Origin of the sequence: Corynebacterium qintianiae, assembly GCF_011038645.2 — a bacterium.
Lineage (GTDB): Bacteria > Actinomycetota > Actinomycetes > Mycobacteriales > Mycobacteriaceae > Corynebacterium > Corynebacterium qintianiae.
The window spans coordinates 1457921-1483939 of sequence record NZ_CP064955.1; the positions used below are offsets into that span (position 1 = coordinate 1457921).

24 protein-coding genes are annotated in these 26019 nt (G+C 65.7%); 7 read left to right on the plus strand and 17 right to left on the minus strand.

Features of this window, described 5'->3' with window-relative positions; genetic code table 11:
* Window positions 1–3: 3 nt before the first annotated feature.
* Entirely contained in the window at window positions 4–195 is a 192-nt protein-coding gene (locus G7Y29_RS10865; RefSeq protein WP_249399716.1) for a hypothetical protein, read from the minus strand.
* Between G7Y29_RS10865 and G7Y29_RS10870 the strand changes: the two genes are divergently transcribed.
* From G7Y29_RS10870 to G7Y29_RS07170, 4 genes are all read left to right on the plus strand, one after another.
* On the plus strand, window positions 185–364 hold the full coding sequence (locus tag G7Y29_RS10870) for a hypothetical protein (RefSeq protein ID WP_249399717.1): 180 nt from the start codon (window positions 185–187) through the stop codon (window positions 362–364). The two genes, G7Y29_RS10865 and G7Y29_RS10870, sit on opposite strands and share 11 nt — an antisense overlap.
* A complete protein-coding gene (locus tag G7Y29_RS07160; RefSeq protein WP_249399718.1) occupies window positions 358–1731 on the plus strand; it encodes a choice-of-anchor I family protein in 1374 nt (457 codons plus the stop codon). Before G7Y29_RS10870 ends, G7Y29_RS07160 begins: the two co-directional genes overlap by 7 nt.
* Window positions 1732–1835: 104 nt before the next feature.
* Complete coding sequence (locus tag G7Y29_RS07165) at window positions 1836–2102, plus strand: hypothetical protein (RefSeq protein ID WP_165002618.1); 267 nt, start codon at window positions 1836–1838, stop codon at window positions 2100–2102.
* Between the two features lie 32 nt (window positions 2103–2134).
* Entirely contained in the window at window positions 2135–2518 is a 384-nt protein-coding gene (locus tag G7Y29_RS07170) for a hypothetical protein (protein WP_165002619.1), read from the plus strand.
* 77 nt (window positions 2519–2595) lie between these two features.
* Here G7Y29_RS07170 and dnaE read toward each other — a convergent pair whose 3' ends face one another.
* From dnaE to lspA, 7 genes are all read right to left on the minus strand, one after another.
* A complete protein-coding gene (gene dnaE / locus G7Y29_RS07175; protein WP_165002620.1) occupies window positions 2596–6156 on the minus strand; it encodes a DNA polymerase III subunit alpha in 3561 nt (1186 codons plus the stop codon).
* A 69-nt stretch (window positions 6157–6225) separates the two neighbouring features.
* Complete coding sequence (locus G7Y29_RS07180) at window positions 6226–7503, minus strand: ABC transporter permease (RefSeq protein ID WP_165002621.1); 1278 nt, start codon at window positions 7501–7503, stop codon at window positions 6226–6228.
* Between the two features lie 3 nt (window positions 7504–7506).
* Window positions 7507–8229 carry an ABC transporter ATP-binding protein gene (locus G7Y29_RS07185; RefSeq protein WP_165002782.1) on the minus strand — a complete coding sequence of 241 codons (723 nt, stop codon included), beginning with the start codon at window positions 8227–8229 and terminating at the stop codon, window positions 7507–7509.
* 43 nt (window positions 8230–8272) lie between these two features.
* Complete coding sequence (locus tag G7Y29_RS07190; RefSeq protein WP_165002622.1) at window positions 8273–9913, minus strand: efflux RND transporter periplasmic adaptor subunit; 1641 nt, start codon at window positions 9911–9913, stop codon at window positions 8273–8275.
* A gap of 82 nt (window positions 9914–9995) precedes the next feature.
* Window positions 9996–10553: a hypothetical protein gene (locus tag G7Y29_RS07195; protein ID WP_165002623.1), complete on the minus strand. Its 558-nt coding sequence runs from the start codon at window positions 10551–10553 to the stop codon at window positions 9996–9998.
* Window positions 10550–11476 (minus strand): RluA family pseudouridine synthase, encoded by a 927-nt coding sequence (locus tag G7Y29_RS07200; RefSeq protein ID WP_165002624.1) that lies wholly within the window; start codon window positions 11474–11476, stop codon window positions 10550–10552. The genes G7Y29_RS07195 and G7Y29_RS07200 overlap by 4 nt, the downstream gene beginning before the upstream one ends.
* A complete protein-coding gene (gene lspA / locus G7Y29_RS07205; protein ID WP_165002625.1) occupies window positions 11466–11978 on the minus strand; it encodes a signal peptidase II in 513 nt (170 codons plus the stop codon). Before lspA ends, G7Y29_RS07200 begins: the two co-directional genes overlap by 11 nt.
* 43 nt (window positions 11979–12021) lie before the next feature.
* Between lspA and G7Y29_RS07210 the strand changes: the two genes are divergently transcribed.
* Window positions 12022–12981, plus strand: a complete 960-nt coding sequence (locus G7Y29_RS07210) for a DUF6263 family protein (protein ID WP_165002626.1) — start codon at window positions 12022–12024, stop codon at window positions 12979–12981.
* A 3-nt stretch (window positions 12982–12984) separates the two neighbouring features.
* Window positions 12985–14673 (plus strand): ABC-F family ATP-binding cassette domain-containing protein, encoded by a 1689-nt coding sequence (locus tag G7Y29_RS07215; RefSeq protein WP_165002627.1) that lies wholly within the window; start codon window positions 12985–12987, stop codon window positions 14671–14673.
* Window positions 14674–14795: 122 nt separating this feature from the next.
* Here G7Y29_RS07215 and G7Y29_RS07220 read toward each other — a convergent pair whose 3' ends face one another.
* The gene (locus G7Y29_RS07220; RefSeq protein WP_165002628.1) at window positions 14796–15413 is read right to left on the minus strand and encodes a WKL family lipoprotein; all 618 of its coding nucleotides are present in this window, start codon (window positions 15411–15413) and stop codon (window positions 14796–14798) included.
* 87 nt (window positions 15414–15500) lie between these two features.
* Here G7Y29_RS07220 and G7Y29_RS07225 point away from each other — a divergent pair, with 87 nt between their 5' ends.
* Window positions 15501–16430 carry an asparaginase gene (locus G7Y29_RS07225; RefSeq protein ID WP_165002629.1) on the plus strand — a complete coding sequence of 310 codons (930 nt, stop codon included), beginning with the start codon at window positions 15501–15503 and terminating at the stop codon, window positions 16428–16430.
* 208 nt (window positions 16431–16638) lie between these two features.
* Here G7Y29_RS07225 and G7Y29_RS07230 read toward each other — a convergent pair whose 3' ends face one another.
* From G7Y29_RS07230 to pgeF, 8 genes are all read right to left on the minus strand, one after another.
* A complete protein-coding gene (locus G7Y29_RS07230; protein WP_165002630.1) occupies window positions 16639–18036 on the minus strand; it encodes a DNA polymerase IV in 1398 nt (465 codons plus the stop codon).
* A 9-nt stretch (window positions 18037–18045) separates the two neighbouring features.
* Window positions 18046–18852 (minus strand): EamA family transporter, encoded by an 807-nt coding sequence (locus G7Y29_RS07235; RefSeq protein ID WP_165002783.1) that lies wholly within the window; start codon window positions 18850–18852, stop codon window positions 18046–18048.
* A gap of 39 nt (window positions 18853–18891) precedes the next feature.
* A complete protein-coding gene (gene ileS / locus G7Y29_RS07240; RefSeq protein ID WP_165002631.1) occupies window positions 18892–22083 on the minus strand; it encodes an isoleucine--tRNA ligase in 3192 nt (1063 codons plus the stop codon).
* Window positions 22084–22454: 371 nt separating this feature from the next.
* Window positions 22455–23411 (minus strand): DivIVA-like cell division protein Wag31, encoded by a 957-nt coding sequence (gene wag31, locus G7Y29_RS07245; protein WP_165002632.1) that lies wholly within the window; start codon window positions 23409–23411, stop codon window positions 22455–22457.
* 219 nt (window positions 23412–23630) lie between these two features.
* A complete protein-coding gene (locus tag G7Y29_RS07250; RefSeq protein ID WP_165002633.1) occupies window positions 23631–23939 on the minus strand; it encodes a YggT family protein in 309 nt (102 codons plus the stop codon).
* A 93-nt stretch (window positions 23940–24032) separates the two neighbouring features.
* Entirely contained in the window at window positions 24033–24506 is a 474-nt protein-coding gene (locus G7Y29_RS07255; protein ID WP_165002634.1) for a cell division protein SepF, read from the minus strand.
* A 38-nt stretch (window positions 24507–24544) separates the two neighbouring features.
* Window positions 24545–25270, minus strand: coding sequence for a YggS family pyridoxal phosphate-dependent enzyme (locus G7Y29_RS07260; RefSeq protein ID WP_165002635.1), 726 nt, complete (start codon window positions 25268–25270; stop codon window positions 24545–24547).
* Window positions 25254–26003, minus strand: a complete 750-nt coding sequence (gene pgeF / locus G7Y29_RS07265) for a peptidoglycan editing factor PgeF (protein WP_249399719.1) — start codon at window positions 26001–26003, stop codon at window positions 25254–25256. Before pgeF ends, G7Y29_RS07260 begins: the two co-directional genes overlap by 17 nt.
* Window positions 26004–26019 lie beyond the last annotated feature (16 nt).

Genomic DNA, 26019 nt, shown 5'->3' on the forward strand with positions numbered 1-26019 from the left:
AGGTTAAGAATTGTCTGTCAAGAACCATCGCACATGTTGAAAGGGTTTTTCCCTGAACCTCTCCCGCAACGGATCCATCGGCGTCGCCGCGTCCATCGCTCTCGCCACCGCCATCTCGCTGGCCGCGCCTGCCCAAGCGGCGATTGTTGCCAACCCGACCCACGACCAGGCGGCGAACTCCTCGGTGTCCATCACGGCAATCGGCTCCTACGAAACCGGCGTGTTCGACAAATCCGCCGCCGAAATCGTCGCGTTCCACGCGGAAAGCAACCGCGTACTCACCGCTAACGCGCAAGCCGGTAAGATTGACGTTCTCGATGTCACCGACCCCACAGATCCGAAGCTGCTCTTCCCGACATGGTGACCATCACCACCGACGGCAAGTACGCGCTCGTAGCCAACGAGGGTGAGCCCGCCGAGGATTACACCGTGGACCCCGAGGGTTCCGTTTCTGTCATCGCGCTGGGAGGCGAGCTGAAGGCCTCGGCCCAGGCGGATGTCCGCACTGCGGACTTCACCCGCTTCAACGCCGAGGGCGTCCTACCGGAGGGGGTGCACGTCTTCGGCCAGGTGGGCGGTTCGACCACCGTCGCCCAGAACCTGGAACCGGAGTACATCACCGTCTCCGGCGGCAAAGCGTACGTGTCCTTGCAGGAGAACAACGCTATCGCCGTGATCGACATCGCGTCTGCGAACGTCGATGACATCTTCCCAATCGGTTACCAGGACCGCACGACAGTCGCGTTCGACTCCTCCGATAAGGACGGGGGCATCAACTTCCGTACCTGGCCGATCAAGGGCATCCTCCAACCCGACGCGGTCGCTTCCTACAGCACCGGCGGCCAAACCTTCATCGTCACCGCAAACGAGGGCGACGCCCGCGACTGGAAGGCCTATTCCGGGGAGGAGCGCCTGAAGAACTTCGGCGACGATGGAGTCGCACCCGTTTGCGAGGATTTCGGCGGGTTGAACACGGATGCGATCGCCTTCATGCTTTCCGACGGTGGCGCCGGACGCCTCAACGTAACCACCGCGTTCGGTCTCGATAAGGAGCGCACCTGCTACGAGGATCTCTACGCTTTCGGCGGCCGCAGCTTCTCCATCTTCTCCGCCGACGGCACGCGCGTCTTCGACTCCGCTGACGATTTCGAGCGCATCACCGCGCGCGTCAACCCGGAGTACTTCAATTCCAACCACAACAAGGCCGAATTCGACAGCCGCTCCGATGACAAGGGGCCAGAGCCCGAGGGTCTCGCCCTCGGCACGATCAACGGCCGCACCTACGCCTTTATCGGTTTCGAGCGCGTCGGCGGTGTTATCGTCTACGACATCACCGACCCCAACAACGCGACCTACCAGACCTACCTCAACAACCGCGACTTCTTGTCGAACACCGGTGATCTCGGGCCGGAGGGGCTGACCTTCATCCCAGCCGCGGACTCCCCGAACGGTGAAAACCTTCTCGTCGTGGGCAACGAGGTCTCCGGCACCACCACCGTTTTTCAGGTCGACTCGCTCATCAACCCTCCAGCCGACGGCGGATCCACCGGCTCGACCGGTTCCGCAGACTCCTCAACCGGCGGTTCATCCCAGGGCATTATCGGTTTCGTGCTCGGCATTCTCGCTTCCCTGCTTGCCGCGTTCGGCGCTATTGCAGGCGCGGTGAACATGGGGATCATCCCGAATCCCCTTAACGGCTTCGAGGCAATCATGACGAAGCTGCGAAACTAACCGCCGTAGGCTACTGTAAATGCGACACCTGTCCGGTGCCTTGATATGAACAACTGGTCTGGCACCGTACCTGCCCGCTGCTCTCGCATCTCAGGAGTGAATACATGAACCGCTTCACCACATCAGCTGTAGCTGTTGCCACCGCTTTCGCCCTCGCAGCGACGCCGCTTACTGCGGATGCGGCACCCGCCTCGAGCAACTCCTCGGCAAGCAACGATGGTTCCAGTTACAACCAGCGCGCAGCAGTAATCGCTGGCACCGCCATTCCGGCTGCAGTGTTGACCATCGCGATCATTGTGCTGGCCAACCCCTCTGGCATTGATAAGATTGCCAAGCTGCTCGGACTGCCTGGCGTCCAGCTTCCCTTCTAGAACTCGCCGCTGAAAAAATCCGAAGGATAACCGTGATTCGTCGCATCACCGCCGCCACCGTGGCAACCGCCCTCGCTCTGGGCCTCGCCGTGTCCCCGGCACACGCCCAGAGCTCTAACGGCAGCTCCTCGCAGACGGCGTCGCCCACTACGACCCCGACGGCCGAGCCGACCACGGGGCCGACCGTTTCCGCATCGCCGAACCCGACTGAGCCACCGACCAAGGACCCGGAAGCTCCGAAGCAGGATTCCTCCAGCCTGGTCGAAGCAAGCTCGCTGTCCGAGGACGGTAAGACCTTCTTCATGGTGGTCAACGTGATCATCGCGGTCCTCACGGGTGTCGTGCAGGCTGCGGGAATGATTATCTCCGTCTCGCCGACTGCGCAGGCAATGATCCGGGACTTCTTGGCCAAGTAACCGGGCTTTCCCGCACCCCGCTGCGGCCCCGCCGGCGTGAGCTGGCGGGGCCGCAGTCGTCGACAAGCGAGAAAGCTCTAGCCCAAGATCCCGACGCCCATATTGGCCTTGAGGTCACCCATTAAGCTGGCGGAGCGCTCGACGCGCAAGTGGTCCCCGAGGACCATGAGCTGCGACTGGTCGCCGTGCACAAGGTTGAGGTACACGTCCGAATCCCCCGGGTTGGCGGAGAGCACCCCCTTGAGCTTGCGGATGTTGTCAACGGTGCACTGCTCCGTGCGCAGGGTCAAGCGCAGCGGCAGGCCTGCCCCGTTGCCCGGGCCCAGCTCAGGGACCTTCACGTCATCGCCGAACAGGCTCGTTCGGTCGTCTCGGATGGAGACGTGCGCCTTCGCCAGGATGATGTTGTCCTCCACGATCTGCGGGGCGACAAGGGCGTAGACCTTGTTGAACAGCAGGACATCAACCTGCGCGCCATGGTGGTCCTCAACGGTGACGATCGCCCAAGGCGAACCGTCCTTTTTGGAAAACCTGCGGTCCACGCTTGAGATTAGGCCACCGATGGTCACCTCAGCGCCGTTGCGCAGCTCACCGGAAAGGATGTCGGTGAGCTGAGTGTCGGTCTGGGCATCGATTGCCTCCTCGTAACCGTCGAGCGGGTGGCCCGAGACGTAGAGGCCGAGCATCTCGCGCTCGAGAGCAAGCAGGTGCTTTCGGTCCCACTCGTCGTCCGGCACCTCGATGGAAAACGCACCCTGCTCCGAGCCGTCCTCGCCTCCGAAACCCGCGAACAGGTCGAACTGCCCCTTGTCGGCGGCTTTCTTGGTGGTCAACACCGAGTCCACCGCGTCCTCCTGAATGAGCATGAGGCCCTTTCGCGGGTGGCCGAGCGAATCGAACGCTCCCGCCTTGATCAGCGACTCCGTGATGCGTTTGTTGCACGCAAGGAGATCGATCTTGTCCAGGTAGTCCGAGAAGCTGGTGAACGCACCCTTGGTGCGGCGGGTCTCCTTGATCGACTCAACGACCTCCACACCCACGTTGCGCACGGCGGCGAGGCCGTAACGGATGTCGTCACCGACTGCCATGAAGTTTTCCTCGGACTCGTTGATGTCGGGTTGCAGCACGCTGATCCCGAGATGGCGGCAGTCGGATAGATAGATGGCGGACTTGTCCTTCTTGTCTCCCACCGACGTCAACAGCGCCGCCATGTATTCGGCGGTGTAGTTCGCTTTCAGGTATGCCGTCCAGTACGACACCAGCGCGTAACCGGCGGCGTGGGATTTGTTGAACGCGTAGGATGCGAACGGCTCAATGGTGCCCCACAGTGCGTCCACCGCGTCCTTGGAGAAACCGTTGGAGAACATGCCCTCGGAGAACTTGGAGTACTCCTTGGCCAGCACCTCGGGCTTTTTCTTGCCCATCGCCTTGCGGAAGCCGTCTGCCTCACCGGCAGTGTAATTCGCCACCTTCTGCGAGATCCTCATGATCTGCTCCTGGTAGACGATGAGGCCGTACGTCTCACCCAAAATCTCCCGGAGCGGCTCCTCCAGCTCCGGGTGGATTGGGGTGATCGGCTTACGGCCGTTTTTGCGGTCCGCGTAATCCCAGTGCGCGTTGACACCCATCGGGCCAGGACGGTACAGCGCCAGCGACGCGACAATGTCGTTGAAGCCCGTCGGCTTCATGCGCTTGAGCAGCTCCTGCATGCCACCGGAATCGAGCTGGAAGATGCCGAGGGTGTCACCGCGGGACAGGAGCTCGTACACGGGGGCGTCGTCAATCTCGAGGGTCTCCAGGTCGATAGTCTCACCGCGGTTCTTCTCGATGTTCTCCAGCGCGTCGCCGATGACGGTGAGGTTGCGCAAGCCGAGGAAATCCATCTTCAACAGACCGATCGCCTCGCACGCCGGGTAGTCCCAGCCGGTGATGAGGGCGCCATCGGCGGGGCGCTTCCACATCGGGATGTGGTCCATCAGCGGCACCGATGCCATGATCACCGCGCAGGCGTGCACTCCGGCCTGGCGGACAACCCCCTCTAGGCCGCGCGCGGTCTCGTAAATCTTGGCCACGTCCGGGTCCGTCTCAATGAGGGAGCGGACCTCGGCAGCCTCGGAGTAACGGGAGTGGTCCGGGTCGGTGATGCCGGAGAGCGGGATGTCCTTCGCCATGATGGCGGGCGGCAGCGCACCGTTGATCCGGTCCGCCATCTGGAAACCGGGCTGGCCGAAGTTCACCTTGGCTGCGTCTTTGATCGCCTGCTTCGTCTTCACCGTGCCGAAGGTGATCACCTGGGCGATCTTGTCCTCGCCCCACCGGTCCGCAGCGTAGGTAATCATCTCGCCGCGGCGACGGTCGTCGAAGTCGATATCGATATCGGGGGCCGACGGGCGCTCCGGGTTGAGGAATCGCTCGAACAGCAGTCCGTGCTCGATCGGATCGATGTTGGTGATCGTCAGCGCGTAGGCGACGAGTGCACCAGCGGCCGAACCACGGCCCGGTCCGACGCGGATGCCGATCTCACGTGCGTGCTTGATCAGCTCGGCGACGATGAGAAAGTACGAGGGGTAGCCCTTCATGTCGATGACGTCGACCTCGTAGTTCGCGCGGTCGATGTACTCCTGCGGCACGTCTTCGCCCGGGAAGCGGTCTTCCAGGCCGCGGACGACTTCCTTGCGCAGCCACGTCGTCGGAGTCTCCCCCTCGGGGACATCGGCGATCGGCATCCGGTCGTGCGGGTGCTCCTCCCACAACTCGCCGTAGTCGCCCACGCGCTCGGCGATCCACAGCGTGTTGTCGCACCCGCCGGGCACCGTGGAATCCCACGTCTGGCGCATCTGCTCCGCAGACTTGATGTAGTAACCGGTGCCGTCGAACTTGAAGCGGTCCGGGTCGAGCAGCGTCTTACCGGTTTGCACACACAGCATCGCCTCATGCGCCGGTGCCTGCGATTCGAGGACATAGTGGCAGTCGTTGGTCACCAGCGGCGGCAGCTCGAGCATTTCCCCGATCTTGAGCAGGTCGTCGCGCACCCGGCGCTCGATGTGCAGGCCGTGGTCCATCAGCTCGAGGAAATAGTTGTCCTTGCCGTAGATGTCCTGCCACATTGCGGCAGCCTCGAGTGCGGCATCGAACTGGCCGAGTCGCAGGCGCGTCTGCACGTCACCCGAGGGGCAACCGGTGGTGGCGATAATGCCGTCGGCGTGTTCGGCGATGAGCTCCGCGTCCATGCGCGGCCACTTGCCCAGCTGCCCCTCATAGGAGGCGAGGGTGGAGAGCTTGAACAGGTTGCGCAACCCGGTGGCGTTCTCCGCCAGCATCGTCTGGTGGAGGTAAGCGCCCGAAGCGGAGACATCGTCGCCTTTTTGGTCCGGGGTTCCCCACAGCACGCGCTTCTTGTTGAAGCGGGATTCCGGCGCCATGTACGCCTCGATGCCGATGATTGGCTTGATTCCCGCGTCCACCATGCGCCGGTAAAACGCGTTGGAGCCGAACATGTTGCCGTGGTCTGTCATCCCCACCGCCGGCATCCCCTGGCGGATGACCTCCTCAGCGAGCAGGTCCACCTTCGCCATACCGTCCAACATCGAAAACTCGGTGTGGTTGTGGAGGTGGACGAAGGAGGAGTTGTTGGCCATGACGGTCATCCTAGCCCGCAGCCCGACACGACAAAAGCGGGCGAATGACAGGCCTGTAACCCGCCGCCGCTACTCGTAGCGCAGGGCGTCGATAGGCTGCATTTTCGCCGCCTTAGACGCCGGATAAGCCCCGAAGAAAACGCCAGTAGCCAGGGAAAACCCGAGGGACATCAATACTGCACCCAACGGCGGCAGGACAAAGGCGTCGAAAGCTGATGTCGCGATCATGCCAATGACCGAACCGAGGATGATGCCGATCACCCCACCGATGAGGCAGACCAGGATCGCCTCCACGATGAACTGGGTGCGGATGTCGCGCTGTGTCGCACCGAGCGCCTTGCGGATGCCGATTTCACGGGTGCGCTCTGTCACGGTGATGAGCATGATGTTCATCACACCAATCCCGCCGACGAGGAGGGAAATTCCACCGATGGCGGAGAGCACGGTGGAGATGATGCCGAATACGCTGGTGAGCTGTTCCAGACCGGCAGAGAGGTCGACCACGGTGATCTCGTAGCTCTCGTTGCGGTCGTACCAGCGGTTCAGGTAGTTCTGCAGCTCGGTTTGGAACGCCGCGGTTTCCTCGCTGGGTGCGGATTGAACGGAGAAGCTGTTCAGCGCGTTGATCTGGGTGCCCAGACGGTCCGCGGCGCTTATCGGGATGTAGATGTCCGCGAACGACTGCGGCCCGGCGAACATTCCCGCGTTGCCCTGGTCCTCCAGCACACCGACGATGGTGAACACCGCGGTGTGGCTACCGACGGTGACATCGATGCGCTCCCCGAGCGCCGCTTGGGCGTCCGAGTCGAACAATGCCTCCACGAGCGAGGCAGTGACAACGGTGACCGGCCTACCCTGCGCAATATCGTCGGCGTTGAGGCCCCGTCCGAACTCCACCGTCTGGTTGCGCATCGACAGGCTGTCGGTCATGGACGGGTAGACGGTCGCTGAGGAGGTCTTCTCCCCGGCCGAAACATCGCCGCTGCTCGAAATCGTATTGGGCACGTCGACGCCCCTCACGCGCGGCCCGAAGTGGCCACGCAGCTCGTCGAGCTGATCGAAGGACACCTGGTCCTGCTCCTCCGTCGGCGGCGCTGAGTTCATCTCCGCGTACGGGTCATCCGGGTTCGCGGCGTCGTCGCCGCGCTCGTGCACCATCACGATGTGGTTCGTAGCACCGACGCCCTCGAGGGAAGACATGACCTGCTTCTGCAGACCGGCGCCGAGTGTCATGATGATGATCACTGCCATGATGCCGATGATGATGCCTAGCAGGGTCAGCAGGGAGCGCAGCTTGTTGTTGTTGAGGCTGGAGGCGGCTAAGCGAAGGGACTCTTGGAAATTCACGGTCTAGGCCTTCCCTGCTCGCGCGACGTCAGGTCGGCGAATCTTGGAGACGTGGCCGTCCATCATCTCCACCACACGGCCGGTCTCCTCGGCCAGGTCCGGGTTGTGGGTGATGAACACGATGGCCTTGCCCAACTCCTCGTGGAGTTCGTGGAAGAGGTCCATCACCATCCGCCCAGTCTTCGAGTCGAGGGCGCCGGTGGGCTCGTCCGCGAGCAGTAGGTCCGGATCATTTGCGAGGCTGCGCGCGATGGCCACGCGCTGCTTCTGGCCGCCGGAAAGTTCGTTAGGCAGGTGGTTGAGGCGGTCTCCCATCCCCATCTTCTCCAACAGCGCCGCCGCCAGCTCCTCGCGCTCCCGCTTGTCCACGCCCGCGTACATCATCGGCATGGCCACGTTCTGCAACGCGTTGATGCGACCGACGAGGTTGAAATTCTGAAAGATGAAGCCGATGTTCTGGCTGCGGTAAGCGGCCAGCTCCTTGTCCAGCTTGGCGTACACCGGCTCCCCGTTGAAGGCGTAGGCGCCTTCCGTCGGCCGATCGAGCATGCCGATGAGGTTCATCAGCGTCGACTTGCCGCAGCCGGACGGTCCGACGATGGAAACGAATTCGCTTTGCTCGGTGTAGAAATCTATGCCGTGAAGGACGCGCACTTCGCTGGGTTCACCGGGGTTGTAGGTTTTCACGATCCGGCGCATGTCAATCAGCAGGCCGGAATCGGCCATGCTGGTCGCGTCAACGCCCGGGCTCACGGGGGTGTTCACTGAATTAACCCTTGTTCTCCTCGCGGGCGGCAGCGACGTCATCGGGGTTGAACTTTGTGTCGGAGATCGACACGTTCTCGCCCAGGCGGTCGCGGTACTGGTCCGGCCAGTTAATGACGATGTCGCCCTTTGTGAGCTCCCCGCCGGTGACGGCGACGTCGACCTCGTTCGCGGCACCGGTTGTCACCTTGCGCTCCTCGACGGCCCCGCGGCGCTCCCCATCCTCGGTGCTCAGCACAAGAACCTTCTTTTGTCCGCCGTCCTCGAATACCGCGTCGAGCGGAACCGAGAGCGAGTCCGAGTCTTCCTCGGTGATGATTTCCGCACGGGCGCTGCCCCCGAGCAGGAGACCTTCCTTGTCACCGGTAACCTCGATGTCCACAGGGAATGTGACGGCGGCCTGGCCTCCCTGCGGGTTGCCCTCCCCGGTTTTTCCCTCACCTGAGTTCGCCACCGGGGACACCCAGGACACTCGGCCCTCGAACTCCTTGTTCCCCGTGGCTGTAGAGGTGAACTTCACGCGGTTCCCTGGCGCAATGTCAAGCACATCACCCTCCCGCACCTGCGAGCGGATCAACAGGCGGGAGTCGTCCGCGATGGTGAGAAGTTTGCCCTGGGGAATGTCCCCCTCCTGCACGTCCACGCTGGTAACCAGACCGGCCATCGGCGCGTACACGGTGGCGGACTGAACCTGGTATTCCAGGCTGCCGTCACCGCTAGCGTTGCCCGCCGTCTCCGCCTGACGCCACGCTGAATCAACCTGGCGCTGGAGTTGGTCGCGCTCCTGGGCGGCCTGTGCGTACGCGACGTCGAGCTGCGCGTACGCCTGCTGCAGCGCGGCGTACGCCTGGCCGACGGCGGCCTGGTCTGTGGCCTGCTGCTGTCCCTGGGCCTGCTGCTGCGCCTGCGCCATCTGCTGCTCGGCCACTCGCTGCTGGATCATCTGCTGCTCGCGCTGCTCGGGGGAAGGAGCGGGAGACGGGGCGGGTGCGGGGTGTCCCCCCGACAGGATGTCGCCGGAGCTGATGTCATTGATGATGCGCTTGACCTGGCTAGCAGACGCGTCCATGGCCACCGCACCTTGGCCGGCGACCGCGGCGTCGTAGGCCGCCTGCGCCTGATTCACTGCCGCCTGCGCCTGGCCAATCGCGGGGTGGACACCGCGGTTGATCTGGTCCTGCACCGTGTTGAGCTGGGCCTGCGCGGCTTCAACACCATCCATCGCCTCCGCTTGCGCGTTGGCCTGCTGCTGTTGCTGCTGCGCCAGCTGGCGTTCGGCGGCAGACGAGTCCATCTCCACCAAGAACTGGTCAACGCTGACGCGGTCGCCCGCGGCGACAGCGAGCTTCTCCACCTTGGACTGCAGCGGGGTGGTGATGCTCATGGACCGAGCGGGGCCGATGTTGCCGTTGACGATGATGCTGTTGGTCACGTCATCTTCGCGCACCACGGTGTAATCGCCCGCGGCGAGACCGTCCTTTTTCTCGTTTCCCCCGCCACCACCGCCGATTCCGCACGCCGACGCGAAGATTATCGCAGCCGAAGCAGCAGCTACCGTGGCCTTCTTCAGGCCAGAACGTCGCTTGTGACTTGGCTGGCTGGCCTGACGGCCGTAGGGGGTGTCGATTCCGGGGACGGAAACCAAAGTTGCTCCTCACGGGCGGTACGGATCTAACTCGGAAAACTATACACGCCGCCCCCGACTTCCCCCCTGACTTCAGCGCGGCTTACCGGCCGGGCCTAACGGGTGTGACAGGGGAGATTCCGAATGAACCCCACCGGGCGTCGTCCGGGAGCGCCTCGACCGCGAACACGTCACCGCGCGCGGCGATCTCCCGCAGCACCGCGGGTTCGTCCCGCACGACGGCCCCGACCGGTTCCGCGTTCCGCTTCCCGGTCGCCGCGTGGAGGCGTCCCGCCTCGCGCACAATCACGTCGGCCCTGCCCTCCCCCGCCACAGGCTCGGGGATCGGGCGGGCCGCGGCATCGGGAAACACGACGGCGCTCACACGGTCGGCCGGTTCGAGCACCGCAGCGGCTTCGGCGGGGCTGAGCGCGCCGGAAAACGTCACCAGGGCCCATACCGGCCCCGTCTCCCCCGCGTCCCCGCTTATCGACGCCTCCGCACGCGCCTCGTACACCTCCGGCGTCTCCCCGGACTCCATGCCTAGCTGGTCCCCCTGGTAGGTGGGCGCAGGCTGTACTACCGTACCGAGCGCCCACAACCCAGCGATTCCCGCCGCCACGGCAACGGCGACGAGGGGCAAAAGTGCGTGCCGCCTCACCCGCGCAGGACCTCCAGAGCGTGCTGCAGGTCGGCCGGATATGCAGACTGCACCTGCATGTAGTCCCCCGTGCGGGGATGCGTGAACCCGAGTGTGGTGGCGTGCAACCACTGGCGGATCAGCCCGACGCGCTTGGACAACGTGGGGTCGGAGCCGTACATCGGGTCGCCGACGCAGGGGTGCCCCACCGCTGACATGTGCACGCGGATCTGGTGCGTGCGCCCGGTTTCGAGGCGGACCTGAAGCAGGCTCGCGTCCCGGAAGGCTTCGACAAGCTCGTAGTGTGTCACCGCGTGGCGCCCGTCCGAGGTCACTGCGAACTTCCACCCGGAGGAGGGGTGGCGTCCGATCGGGGCGTCGATAGTCCCGACGATCGGGTCGGGTAACCCCTGCACGACCGCGTGGTAGGTCTTGTCGACGGTGCGCTCCTTGAAAGCCCGTTTGAGTACGGAATAACCCTGCACGCTGTTGGCTACCACCATGACACCGGACGTGCCGACGTCGAGACGCTGCACGATTCCTTTGCGCTCGGGCGGGCCAGCATCGGGAAGGGTGAAGCCCATGGCCTGCAGCCCGCCGACGACGGTCGGGCCTTCCCAGCCGAGCGTGGGGTGGGCAGCCACCCCGACGGGCTTGTCCACAGCAATGACGTCGTCGTCCTGGTAGATAATGCCCAGGCCCTCAACTAGTTCGGCCTTCGGCTCGGGCGCCAGCTTCGGCTCGGGCAGCGTCACCTCAAGCAACGCCCCGGCGCGCACGCGGTCGGATTTGGTGACCAGGGAGGCGTCGATAAGCACACTGCCCTCGGCCACGATGTCTGCGGCCACGGTGCGCGACAAGCCGAAAAGCTTGGACACCGCCTGGTCCACCCGCATCCCGTCGAGGCCCTCGGGCACCGGGAGTGCCCTGAACTCACCCGGCATGGGCGGCCTTGCGCTCTGACGCGAACACTGCGAGCACGAAAATTGCGACACCGACGGTGATAGAGGCGTCGGCGATGTTGAATACCGCGAAGCTGCCCACGGAGATGTAGTCCACCACGTGTCCGAACCAGAACCCCGGCTCGCGAAACAGCCGGTCGACGAGGTTGCCCAGCGCTCCCCCGGCGATCATCGCGATCCCCAGGGCCTCCCAGCGGTCGCGGATCCGCGGCGCCGCAATGAGCGCACCAGCGACGAACGCGAGCTGGATCGTGGTGAACAGCCAGGTGGAGTTCTGCCCCATGGAGAACGCCGCACCAGGGTTGAACAGCAGGTAGAGGCGGAAGAAGTCACCGATGACGGGGACGGGCACACCCGGCTGAAGGAAGCTGAGCATGATCTGCTTGACCACCTGGTCCACCGCGGCGACGGCAACCATAATTGCCACGATGAACCAGGTCCACCGGTTCATCGTCCTCTTTTCGGTTGTTCTGTTCTGCTCCATCGCCTGACAACTCTAGCCGGAGGGCGTGCGGTAGGTTCAAGGGGTGAATATTCGGCATCGACTCCTCACAGTGGCCGGTGTGGCCCTCGCGGGCGCTCTCGCCGCCGGTTGCGGCCGGGCTGAACCTGACCCGGTTGCAGGCGTACCCGCCTTCGCCGTGGACGCCCCCGCCGTTACCCTCGTCGAGCCGGGTGAGAACCCGCAGGTGCTCTCGTTCGCCACGCCGGCCGAGCAGGACCCGTGGGAGACCGAGGTCCGTGTCTTCGGCGGGATCGACCAATCCGTGCAGTCCGCGGCCCAGGTGTCGGAGGAAGCGCCGGCGGGAGGCGATGTCAACAGCACAACCCTGCCCTTGGCCGTCACTTCCCAGCCCGCACCGGCTCCCAATGACGGCGAGAACACCGCCGACCGCCGCGTGGACTTCACGGTCGGTTCCGGCAGGCATTCGAACCTGAAGCTGGGTCAGGAGGTCGCCTCGGCGGAGGGGTTTGCGATGTCATGGCGCGCGGAAAACTCGGGACGGGTAGACACACTCAAGCTGCTAGCCCCTCCCGAGTCATCCACCACCGGGCGGGGCATCGTGGAGTCTTCGCTTCTCACCCTCATGTCCACCAACGTGGTCTTCCCCGCGGAGCCGGTGGGCGTCGGAGGCAGCTGGACGGTCTCCGGCCGCGTCACGAGCGACGCCAGCATGCTGCGCACGACGACCTACACAGTCGCGGGTATCAGCGGCGACACCGTCACCCTCAACGTCAGCGTGGAGGAACGGCCCACGCAGCAGGAGCTAACTATCGACAACGAGATCGCGGGCGAGCTCAACGGCGCGAACCTGGCCGTGGAGCATTCCGCGACCACGTCGGAAGGCGGCATCACGGTGGATTTGCGCCGCCCGATCCCAGTCGACGGACGCGTTTCCGCCACCACCCGCGTCATCTACTCCGGCCCGCAGCCCGACGTGCGCGTCGTCCAAGACATCACCAACGCAGTCGAGTACGGAGGCTAAACCATGGTTGCACCCCTGCACATCGGTCTCGAGGGCATCTCGTTTTCGTACCCGGGCGGGCACCGCGTGCTCACCGACATCTCGTTCGCCGTCCCCTCCGGTTCGGTGACAGGACTGATCGGGGAAAACGGGGCGGGAAAGTCGACGCTTCTTGGCCTCATTTCGGGCGAGCTCGCTGCGGGTTCCGGCACGCTTATCACCCCACCCACCACCGGCTTTATCGCGCAGGAAACGTCCCTGCCGTTTACCGAGCCCGCCTCCACGCTTATCGACGCCGCCGTCAACGAACTGCGCCAAGTCGAACGCGACATCACCGTCTTCTCTGAGCGGATGGCCACGGAACCGGATGACGAGGCGCTCGCCGCCGACTTCGATCGCGCGCTGGCCCGCGCCGAGAACTCCGGAGTGTGGGAGCTCGATGCGCGCATTGCTTCCATTCTGGCCGGGCTGGGCTTGGCTAACGTCGCGCTGTCTACGCCCCTCGGCGAAATGTCGGGCGGGCAGCGCCGCCGCTTCGCGCTGGCCACGTTGCTGCTGCGCCCGGTGGACGCGATGGTGCTCGACGAGCCGACCAACCATTTGGACGATGAGGCCGTCGACTTCCTCATCGGGGAGCTACGCGTGTTTTCGGGCCCTGTGCTGGCGGCCTCCCACGACCGCTACTTCCTCGATGAGGCCTGCGACGGTTTGGTCGATCTCGACCCCTCCCTCGGTGCGGAAGGCGGCTTCGGCGAGGACACCCGCCAGGGCGCGCGCTTCTCCGGCTCCTTCAGCGACTACCTCAGGGCGCGCCAGTCGCGCCGCGATCGCTGGGCCAGCGACTACGCCGCACAGGAGCACGAGCGGGCGCGCCTGAGGGCAGCCGCCGAACAGAGCGCCGAGGACGTCTTCCATTCCCAGGAGAACAAAACTGAAACCCGCGCGGCCGCAAAATTCTACGCCGACCGTGCGGCCAAGACCGTGGGCAACCGGCGCCGCTCCGCCGAGAACCGTCTGGACGCTCTGGAACGTTCCGAGATCCCCGCTCCCCCGGCGCGCCTGGAATTTCGCGGCCTGCCGCCGCACACTGCGACGAGCCTGGGGTTGCCGGCGGTCGTCGCAAAGCAGCTCAGCGTCGACGACCGCCTTGCGCCGTTGGATCTAAAAGTCCAACCAGGGGAGCAACTGCTCGTGGAGGGCCCTAACGGCTCCGGCAAGTCGACGTTTTTGAAGATCCTGGACGGCACCCTTTCCGGGTTCGACGGCGAGCTGGTCATGCCGGAGGAAATGTCCGTCGCGCGGCTCGAGCAGGACGATTCCTGGCAGGACCTTTCGCGAACGGCCGAGGAGGTTTTCTCTACCTTGGTCCCGGCTGGCAGCCCAACCCTGGTGGAGATGGGCCTGATGAACGAGGATCAGGCGGCGACCCCGCTCGCGGACCTCTCGCTCGGGCAGCGCCGACGCGTCTCCCTCGGTGTGATCCTGGCATCCCCGCCCGACCTGCTGCTTCTCGACGAACCCACCAACCACCTCTCCCTCATTCTCGCAGAAGAACTGGAGACGGCACTGCTGGACTTCCAAGGAACCGTGATAATCACCAGCCACGACCGGTGGCTGCGGCGCCGGTGGCGCGAGCGGATGTCCCGCGGGGATTCGCGCGCGAAAATCCTCACCCTGTCCACGCTGTGGACGGATGAGGTGTGGCGCGACTAGGGCCCTTCTCACTCCTGCTGCAGTGACAAAAGTTGCGTCAAGACCGCCACATTTGTCACTTTTCCCAGGTCGCGAGACGGCACCGTGTCACATTTGTCACTGGGTTCCGGCAAGAGAGTGGTCTAGAGCGCGGGAGCCGGTGCCCCGGCGGGATTCTCGGCTGGCGCGGGTGCCTCAGCCGGAGCCTCGGCGGGTGCCGGCGCCTCGGCAGCCGGTGCGGCCTGGCACATCGCGGGCAGCTGTTCCGGCGGCAGGGTGTGGGTAACCAGCGTGCAGGCCCAGGTCTGAGACAGCTTCCAGTAACCGTTCTCGAAGACGAACTCCACGTTGTCGGCCAGCTCGGTCGCCTGGTTCGGCTGCGTGAAGCTCACGGTGGCCAGGACGGTGTTGGGCTCGTAACCCGGCAGCACGGGGTCGACGACCTGGAAGTTGGCGCCGGACTCCTGCTGGGACTGGGCCATGACGTCGAAAAGCTCGGGCGCGGTCTCGCCACCCTGAACGGTGTTGATTCGCTCCTCCATCGGCAGGCTCGGGTCGGTCGCGCGGGCGAGGACCCCGTTGAGCTCGGCGGCGGTCGGGAGCTGAGTTGCGGGAGCCGCCTCGGTGGAACCGGGCGCGGACTCAGCTGCGGCCGTGGTCTCCGTGGTGCTGGGGGCGGTGTCGCCCTCGTTCGAGCATGCTGCCAAGCTCAGGGCCGCACCGAATGCTGCGACTGCGGCGGCGAGTTTCCTTGCGTTCACTTTTCTCTCACGTCTCCTTTGTGGGGGTGTAACCTGGCCGAGGTTACCGTTTCATAACAACAAACCCCAACCGACACTCTGGTATTCATGACTGTTCCTCAGCCCGGCGAGCCCTTCGCCCTCGTCATCTCCACCGGCGGCACGATCGCCTCCACCACCGATCCGACCGGAGCGCGCGTGCCCACCCTCACTGCCGAGGACCTGGTCATCAGCTGCGGTACCGACGCACCGGTGCGTGTGTATGACTCGGTGAGCCTCGATTCCTCGTCTATGGGCCTCGGGGACGTCGATACGCTGATCCAGCTCGTCGGCAAGGCGCTTGCCGACGCCCTCGTCACCGGCATCGTCATCACCCATGGCACCGACTCCATGGCGGAGACCGCGCTCGCACTCGACCTGGTGCACTCGGATCCGCGGCCGGTAATCTTAACCGGGGCGCAGCGCCCCGCCGACCACCCGCACGCCGACGGCCCGGAGAACCTGCGCCGCTCGATCGAACTCGCCGCCGACCCGCTGGCCCGCGGCCGCGGAGTGACCGTCCACTTCGGCGGCGACACGCTCGCCGCGCGAGGGCTGATGAAGAACGACACCGAAGCGCTGTGGGCTTTCGCTCTGACGGCACCGCTCACCCTGCCGCGCCCAGCAGCCGTCGCTCCTGCGCAGCTGGAAGGTCTGAATGTCCCCATCCTGCGCGCCTGGCCCGGCGCGGACGCTTCACTGGTGGACCACGTGGCGTCTTTGAAACCCGACGGCATCGTCGTGGAAGGCCTCGGTTCAGGCAATGTGTCCGCCGAGATGGGCGAGGCACTCGCGCGCGCTGCGGAGGATGGTATCCCGGTGGTGCTGACCACCTCGGTCCCCTACGGCGAGGTGTCCTTCTCTTACGGCGGCGCTGGCGGCGGAGCAACGCTCGGCGAGAGGGGCGTGCTACCCGGCGGGTGGCTACGCGCCGGACAGGCCCGCATCGCGCTTCTCACCGCCATCGCCACCGGCACCGACCCGCGCGCGCTGTTCTAAGCGATGCTGCTCCCGGGCGCTCGGCCTACGCGTGCTCCCCTCGCCCCGCGTGCGCTCCGCCTAAACCCAGACACCTAAACCCGGACGCCTAAACTTTCGGGTATTGCGCCTAAACTTCGAGCAATTTCGGGGTGTTGAGGTTTAGGGCGAAGCGCAGGTGTGGCAGAAAGCGCAGGTGTGGCAGAAAGCGCCGGCTCGACCAGGGCAACTAGATGCTCCGGTGCAGCCAATCGCCCCAGGCTAGTGAGTCCACCGGGTCGGCCGGGCGCAAGAGAGGGTCGTCGACACGCAGGTTGACCGTGCGGCCTGGGCCGGTCGCCCGTGTCTCGAAACGCACCGTCACCCAGCCGTGGCCGGTCCCCTGCACCCAGCCGTGGCCGTGCTCAGGATGAAAGACGTCTTGCGTCGCCCGCCACACGCCGGGCTTCTCCCCCGCTTCCGCGGTGAATTCCACCCCGGCGGCGGCAGCGTGGTCGCTTACCCCGGTTTCGAAGTCGGTGGCCGCGGGCCCGGGTTTGACAATGCGCTGGTCCAACTCGGGAAACAGCACGTCCTGCAGTGCGTCCTCCAAACCGGAGTAGGACACTCCGACGAGCCGAATCGGCCCAACCTCGTCCGGGTAGCGGACCAGCTTGAAGGCGGTGGCGAGTAGAGTGTCGGCGTCATCGGTGGCGTAGGGCAACGTGGCGGAGCGCGACTCGATGCGGAAATCCGCCATGCGCAGTTTCACGCTCACCGTCCGCGCCCCGCGGCCGTCCTTGAGCAGGCGGCGGTGCGACTCCTCGGCGGCCCGCCGCAGGGCCGCATCTACTTCGGGGGGCGCGGTCAGGTCCTGCGGGTAGGTGTGCTCCGAGGAAATCTGCTTCGCCTCGGCGCGGGGAGCGACCTCGCGGTCATCCACGCCGCGGGCGAGCCACCACAGCTGTTTGGCCACGGCCCCTCCCAGCGAGATTTCCACCTCTTTCTCGCTCAGGCGCGCGAAGTCTCCGATTGTCTCGATTCCCGCCGTGGCGAGTTTGGCCTCGGTCACCGGACCTACTCCCCACAGTTCGTTGACCGGCAGGGGATGGAGGATGTCGAGCTGCTCGGCGTGCGGGATGACGAACACCCCGTCTGGTTTGGCAAGGCCCGAGCCGATCTTGGCGTACTGCTTGCCGGAGCCCGCGCCTATCGACGCCGGCAACCCGGTCTCCTCTTTAATCTCCGCCCGCAACCGGTTCGACCATTCCCGCACCTCCTCCGACGTCACCCCGGCCAGTTCGGCGGGTTCCATGAACGCCTCGTCGATGGAGAGCTGCTCCACAATGTCGACGCGGCGTGAGATCAGCTCGAAAACGCGCCGCGACGCGGTCGTGTACACCGCCCTGCGCGGAGCCACCAGCACCGCCCTGGGCCCGACGAGGCGCGCTGCGCGGTGGGTGGGCATGGCGGAGCGGGCGCCGTACTTGCGGGCCTCGTAGCTCGCACCCGCGACCACTCCGCGCCCGGAGACACCGGCCACGAGCACCGGGCGGCCTTTGAGCGTGGGGCGGGTGAGTTGCTCGCAGGAGGCGTAGAACGCATCCATGTCGATGTGTAAGACCCAGCGCCGCTGAGGAATTGCCATACGGGACCTTTATTCCGCTGGCTTGCGCAACGCCACCGCCGAGACGATGAGCACGATGCCGATCATTTCTGCCGGGCTGAGCCACTGGCGCAGCACCAGCGCTCCCACGGCAGTGGCCACCAACGGCAGAATCGCCTGGAGCAGCGCGAATCCAGCGGGCCCGGCGAGACGCATGACGACCTGGTCCAGGGAGTACGGCAGCGCGGCCGAGAAGAACCCGAGGCCGAGCCACATCAGTGCGAGACTTCCAACCCCGACCTGGGGGTGGTCCGGCCACAACCAGACTGCGGCCGGCAGCGCGAGAAACGCAGCCCAGGCGAAGCCGACCGCGGTCGACGACTTCGATGTCCCGGGATCGGACGCGATACGGGAACCCGCCACGATGTAGGCCGCCCACAGCACACCCGCAGCCAGCGCCAGAAGGATGCCCGCGGCGTTGTCGGACCACGTGGCACCCGAGATAACCAGCACGCCAGCGGTCGCGAGGCCCAGCGCCGCCCAGTCGCGGGCCGTGCGCGAGCCGACTGCGGCGACGGCGACGGGGCCGAGGAACTCGATCGCCACCGCGGTGCCCAGCGGGATGAGAGCGATGGCGGCGTAAAACGTCATGTTCATCGCCAGCGTCGCTGCACCGTAGATCGCCGCCGTCCTGCCCGCGGCTCCGACAAAGAGGCGCGGGTGGGGGCGTCGAAAAGCGAGCAGGAGAAGGGCGGCCGCGGAGATGCGGAACCACGCGACGAGCGCGGGCGGGAAGGCGCCGAAGAGCCCGACCGCCACCGCCGCGCCAGCGTAGAGGGAGGTGCCGGAGACCACCATCAGCCCCGGCGCGGCCCACCTCTCTGCCCGGCCCACGGGCTAGCCGTTCTTCACCACGGTAGCGGTGACCCCGTCGAGGACCTGGTGGCTGCCACCGACCGGTTCCGTGGTGACGTCGAAGGACGTCGCCAGGGTCTCCGCGGCGATGTGGTCGGCGTGGCGGCGCGCCCACTCCTGTTTCTCGGCGGGCACGGCGAGCACGACGGCGATGCGGTCGGACACGGCGAGGCCTTCCTGCTTGCGGGCATCCTGCAGGCCGCGGATCACATCCGCTGCCCAGCCCTCGGCCTCGAGCTCCTCGGTGACTTCGGTGTCGAGGACGACGAGGCCGTCTTGGTTGGCCAGGCCGTCGACACGCGCGGTCGACTCCGGGTTCACGGCCACGAGACGCTCGGTGTAGAGCTCGGGCGTGAGCACAATGTCGCCGTCGACAACGACGTCCTCGCCACGGCGCTCGTAGTTGCCAGCCTTGACGTTCTTGATTGCGCGCTGCACGTCGCGGCCGAGGACGGGGCCCGCCGCCTTCGCGTTGACAACGACCTCGAACGAGCCCGCGGAGGCGACGTCCGGGGTGAGCTCGACGTCCTTGACGTTGACCTCATCGCGGATCACCGACACGAAGTCCTCCAGCTGCGCGGCGTTCGGCAGCGCCACCGTCAGCTTCGGCAGGGGCAGGCGGTTACGCAGTTTGTTGGACTTGCGCACCGAGCTTGCCGCGGAGCACACCGCGCGCGTGGCGTCCATCGCCTCGACGAGGCCGTGGTCCGCCGGGATCTCCTCGGCGCGCGGGTAATCCGCCAGGTGCACAGAGCGCTCACCGGTCAGGCCCCGCCAGATGACCTCGGTGATGTACGGCAGCAGGGGTGCTGCGACACGGCAGGTGATCTCCAGCACCGTGTAGAGGGTGTTGAAGGCCTCCGGGTGCGCCTCTTGGCCCTCCCAGAAACGGTCGCGCGAGCGGCGCACGTACCAGTTGGTCAGGGTGTCGGCGAACTGGCGCACCTCGTCGCAGGCGTCCGCAATGCGCGTGTCCTCCAGCGCTGCACCGACGCGCGCCACCAGGTCGTGGGTCTTGGCCAGGATGTAGCGGTCGAGCACGTCCGTCGAGTCCACCGACCACTGCGCGTCCTGCGAGCTGTAGAGCTGCAGGAAGGTGTATGCGTTCCAGATCGGCAGCAGCGCCTGGCGCACGCCGTCGCGGATGCCCTGCTCGGTGACAATCAGGTTGCCGCCGCGCAGGATCGGGCTGGACATGAGGAACCAGCGCATCGCGTCGGAACCGTCGCGGTCGAAGACCTCGAAGACGTTCGGGTAGTTGCCCTTGGACTTCGACATCTTCAGCCCGTCGGAACCCAGCACGATGCCGTGCGCGACGACCTTCTTGAAGGCCGGGCGGTCGAACAGCGCGGTGGACAGCACGTGCTGGACGTAGAACCAGCCGCGCGACTGGCCGGAATACTCGACAATGAAGTCCGCCGGCTGGCGCGCGTCGTGCTCTGCGACGTTCTCGAACGGGTAGTGGTACTGCGCGAACGGCATGGAGCCGGACTCGAACCAGCAGTCCAGCACGTCCGGCACGCGGCGCATGGTGGACTGGCCCGTGGGATCGTCCGGGTTCGGGCGGGTCAGCTCGTCGATATGCGGGCGGTGCAAACTTTGCGGGCGCACGCCGAAGTCGCGCTCGAGCTCGTCGAGGGAGCCGTAGACGTCGACGCGCGGGTACTCGGGGTTGTCGGAGACCCACGCCGGCACGGGCGAACCCCAGTAGCGGGTGCGCGAGATGTTCCAGTCGCGGGCGCCCTCAAGCCACTTGCCGAACTGCCCGTCGCGGATGTGTCCCGGGATCCATTCGATCTCCTGATTAAGCTCGACCATGCGGTCGCGGAACTCGGAAACCTTGACGAACCACGCCGGCAGCGCCATGTAGATCAGCGGCTCACCCGAGCGCCAGGAGTGCGGGTAGGAGTGCACGATGGTCTGGTCGCGCACCACACGCCCGGCAGCCTTGAGGTCGCGGATGATGTCGCGGTTGGCGTCGAAGACAAGCGAGCCCTGGTACTCCGGCACCAGCGAGGTGAATTTGCCGTCGGCATCGACGGGGATGACCAGCGGGATGCCATACCTCTCGGTGGTGGCCATGTCGTCCTCGCCGAAGGCGGGGGCCTGGTGGACAACACCCGTGCCGTCCTCAGTGGTGACGTAATCGGCCACCAGCACCATGAAGGCGTTCTCGGTGTCGGCGAAGTGGTCGAACACCGGCGTGTACTCGAGACCCTCGAGCTCGGCGCCGGTAAACGTTTCCACGACCTCGGCATCGCCGCCGAGCTCCTTGGCGTACGCACCCACCAGGTTCGAGGCGAGCAGCAGTTTCTGGCCGGTAAACCCGGCGGCACCGTCGTCGGCGACGCGCACGAGCGAGTACTCCACCTCGGGGCCGACGGCGAGCGCCAGGTTCGACGGCAGCGTCCACGGGGTGGTCGTCCAGGCGATGGCGGCGGCGTCGTGGAGCTCGGGATGCTCGGCCCAGGTTGTCTCGGCGGGGAATCCGGACCGCGCGCCGGTGAACGGCATGGTCACCGTCACCGTCGGGTCCTGGCGCTCGCGATAGGAGTCATCGAGGCGGGTCTCCTGGTTCGACAGCGGGGTGTGCTCGGCCCAGGAGTACGGCAGAACCCTGAAGCCCTGGTAGATCAGGCCCTTGTCGTAGAGCTCCTTGAACGCCCACATGACGGACTCCATGAAGTCCGCATCCATCGTCTTGTAGCCGTTGCCAAAATCCACCCAGCGCGCCTGGCGGTTGACGTAGTCCTCCCACTCGTCCGCGTAGTGCATGACGGACTTCGCGCAGTACTCGTTGAACTTCTCCAGGCCCATGTCCTCGATCTGGGCCTTGTCGGTGATGCCGAGCTGCTTCTCCGCCTCCAGCTCCGCGGGCAGGCCGTGGCAGTCCCAACCGAACACGCGCGGGACGTAGCGGCCCGTCATGGTGCGGTAGCGCGGCACGATGTCTTTGACATAGCCCGTCAGAAGGTGTCCGTAGTGGGGCAGGCCGTTGGCGAACGGCGGGCCGTCGTTGAAGACGTACTCTTCGCAGCCCTCACGGTTGCTTAACGACGCCTGAAACGTGCCATCCTCATCCCAGTACGCGCCAACCACGCGCTCCATTGCGGGAAAGTTGCTGCTGCCCCCGGTCATATCGACCTTGGGGTACACACCGCCGACCTCGGTCATGTCTCCTACTCCTTCACTCACGTCAATGTCGCTGGTGCAGGGACGCGGGTTACCGCGCGGTACCACCCTGCTTGGAGCGGGCCGAAGCCGACTCCCACTTCGTTGTGGTGAAGGAAGTGACGTCTTCCCGTAGACGTCCGGTTCTACTGGGCCCATTGGTGGGCCTTTCTTCCGGAAACGCTCCCCGGTGATGGCCGGATCAACGCGCGCGTTCGATGCGTATTGGGTGCGACGCATCGGCGACGGGGTTTATTCTAACCCGTCGGCCCGTATCGCGCTCAAGCGGTGCCGTCACCCGCCACCCCGGGGCGGTGAAAGGCGAACGCCCCCGCATCCCGGTGCGGGACGAGGGGGCGTCGACAAGCGGAGGGCTACTTCTCGCCTGCGTCTCCGTTCGGTGCGGAGGTGCCGCGGGACTCGAGCTCCTCGAGCTGGGACTGCAGCAAAGTCTTCAGGCGCGTGCGGTATTCGCGCTCGAAGGTGCGAAGCTCCGCGATGCGGTTTTCCAGGGCGGTCTGCTGCTGCTTCACCGTGTTCATGATCTCGGTGTGCTTGCGCTCGGCGTCGGCCTGCAGCTTCTGGGCCTTCTCCTCAGCCTGGCGAACCTGAGCCTCAGCGCGGGAGTTCGCGTCGCTTGTGGTCTCTGCGGCCTTCTTTTCCGCGTCGGACACGAGCTTCTGCGCACGGGTCTCCGCCGTGCTGGTGGTCTCGTTCGCCTTGGACTCCGCTTCCTGCAGCTGGCGCTCGGCGGCGCCACGGGCCTCGTCGAGCATGGAACGAGCCTCAGCCTGGGCGTCAGAGGTCAGGCGGTCAGCCATCTCCTGCGCCAGGCCGAGGACCTTGGCGGCCTGGACGTGGGTGTCGGCGGACGCCTCGGTCTTCGGCGCCGGCTGCGCGGAGACTGCAGCGGCCTGGGTGCCCTTCGTGTCCTTGTTCTCCTGGGCTTCCTTCGCCTGCTTGACTGCGCGGTCAGCCTCTTCGCGGGCGCTGCGGGCCTCTGCCTCGGCGCGGTTCTTTGCCTCTTCGGCAGCGCGCACCTTCTTGTCGTACTCCCCGCGCAGCTCTGCCTCGAGCTTCTGGCGCAGGGCCTTCTCATCAACCTGGGGTGCGTCAACCTTTGCCGCGGCAGGGGCGGGAGCCTGAGCTGCGCCACCGCGGCTGAGCTCCTCCACCTGGGCGCGCAGGTCGTCGTTCTCGTCCAAGAGCTGGGCGAGGGTGTCCTCTACCAGGTCGAGGAACTGGTCGACCTCGTCCTCGTTGTAACCCCTCTTGCCGATCGGCGGCTTGTTGAAAGCGACTTTGTGCACGTCTGCTGGAGTCAGCGGCATTAGAGTTCCCTTCGCGTTGATGTCGAGCTCACCTGCGTGAGCGCTTGGGTGCCCGCCCTCTAAAAGCGAACTCCCAAAATATATGTACGTTTTTTAATGAGTTAACACAGTGAGTGTAACCGAAGCACTCCCACGTCAAGTCATTTATACCTTCAATCTACCCCTGACGTTGACCTGTTACGCGCCGTTACACGCGCACGGGGTAGGAATTCCCGCCGCTTAGCGCAGGAACGGCAGCACCAAGAAGGCGTGGATGATGAACTGCAGCAGCGCAAGAATGAGAAAGAGCGCGATGACGCTGATGTCGATCCCGATTCCGTTTCCCAAGCGCAGCGGCGGAATAAGGCGGCGCAGCGCCTTCACCGCCGGGTCCGTGGCCACGAAGATATACTCTGCGGCGATCATAAACCAGCGGGGCGGGTCGAAGTGCTTCGAGAAGGATTGAATCATCTCCACGATGATCCGGATGACCACCATGAGCGAGTACAACCCGACGAGCGCGAAAAGAATTGATCCGAACAGAGCCACGGGGTGAAGCCTACCGGTGCCGGCCCGCCACCACTAATGCCCCGGCTCCGTGCGAGACGGAACCGGGGCATTGGCGCTCGGTGCTCGGCGTGTCTAACGCAGGTGAGCGGCGCGCTCGAGCTCCAGCGGTGCGATGCCAGCGTTCTCTGGGGCGATGGCGAAGACGCGGCGGTCGGTGTCGATGTTGCGGGAGAGGTTGTGCATCTTGCCGCGCAAGGCGAAGCACAGGCCGGCGGCGAAGTCGACGAGACGCTTCGCGTCGGCCGCGTCAAGGTCTGTCAGGTCCATGATCACGGCGTCGCCGTCGCGGAACGGCTCGCCGATCTCGCGGGCGTCGTTGTAGTTGCGCGGCGTCACCGTCAACACTGCCGGGGTGTGCACGCGGGTGGAGCCGTACGCGCGGGTGTCGCGCTCCGCAACCTCCCTGTCAATCCTGTCACCCCGGCCGTAACCGGTGTCCGCTGCGGCGTAGCGGCGCTCGTCGTCGTAGTAGTAGGCGTCATCTGCCTCGTTGACGTCTTGGACGCCTAGGCCGAAAAATTCCTTTGCGCTGCCGATGAAAGACATAAGTGGGTGCTCCTGCGGGTAGTTGCCGTCCGATGGGGCTAGCCTACGGGCCGCGCCCCAAACACCCCGGTTCCGACACGCACGATGTCAGACCCGCAAGCGACGGCTTCTGCGAAGTCGCCGGACATACCCGCAGACAGGAGCATCGCGCGGCCGTGTTTCTCGCCGAGGGCGTCGGCGCGGGAACGGGCCTGCGCGAATACGGCCGCGGCGTCGGACCCGAGCGGCGGGACGACCATCAACCCCGCCAGCTGGAGGTGTTCGGCGCGCTCGATCGCCTCCGCGACGTTGTCCAGCTGCGCGTACGGGATTCCTCCGCGAGCGGTGTCACCGTCCGCGGATACCTGAACCAGGCACGGTAGCGGCGCGGCGGTGCGGACGCCACGTTCGAGCGCGAGCGCCATGCCCCGGTCGAGCCCCTCGGCGAGCTTCACCGAGTCCACCGAATGCACCTCAGCGGCCCACCGTGCCACGGCATTCGCCTTCTTCGACTGAATCTGACCGATCATCGCGATGCCTACCGCGCAGCCGGCGGCGGCTAATTCTTCGGCCTTGCCACGCGCCTCCTGCTCGCGGTTCTCCCCCACTAGCTCCACGCCAAGCTCACCGAGGGTGGCGATGTCATCTACCGTGTGGAACTTCGACACCGGAAGCAGGCGCACGCTGCCTGCTTCGCGCCCGGCAGCGCGCTCGGCGTCGCGGATCTCCCCGAGCACACGCTCGAGGTTGGCTTTCAGCTCGTCTTTCCTAGTCGGTGCCGTCACTGCCCACTCCCGTCAACCAGATCACACCGGCCTGCCTTCCCGTTTGGCCGTCACGACGGTAGGAAAAGAAGTCCCCGTCGGTGACCGTGTCACGCGGGTCCGCGTCGATGTGGGTCACTCCGAGCCCCATGAGCTGGCGCACCAGCCCGGCGCGGATGTCGACACCGTCGGTACCGGCGCGCGTTCGGGTCCTTGAACCGGGAAGATGCTTTTCGACGTCCGCAGCCATGCCACCGGGCACCTCGTACGACTCCCCTGCCGCTGCGGGCCCGAGGAGGGCCTGGATGTTGCCGGGCCGCGCACCCTGCTCCACCATCGTCTCCACCGTCTTGCGCACGATACCGTTGCGGGCGCCGACCCGCCCGGCGTGCACGGCGGCGGCGACACCCGCGCCGTGATCCGACAGCAGGACCGGAACGCAGTCGGCCACGAGAACGCAGAGGGCGAGACCCGGCGTGGTTGTCACCACCGCGTCGGTGGCCTCCACCGGCTCGGGCCGGGGGCCGTCGACCACGGTGACGGTGTTGGTGTGCAGCTGCTCCATCCACACGAAGTTTTCGGGCGCAACACCAGTCACCTCCGCCAGGCGCCGCCGGTTGGCGCGCACCGCCTCCGGGTCGTCGCCGACATGGTCGCCGAGGTTGAAGGAACCGTACGGGGATGAGGACACCCCGCCTGCACGGGTGGTGAACACCATGCGGACGGGGCGGTCGTGTGTCGTGCCATAAGCCATGGCACCCAGGCTAGCG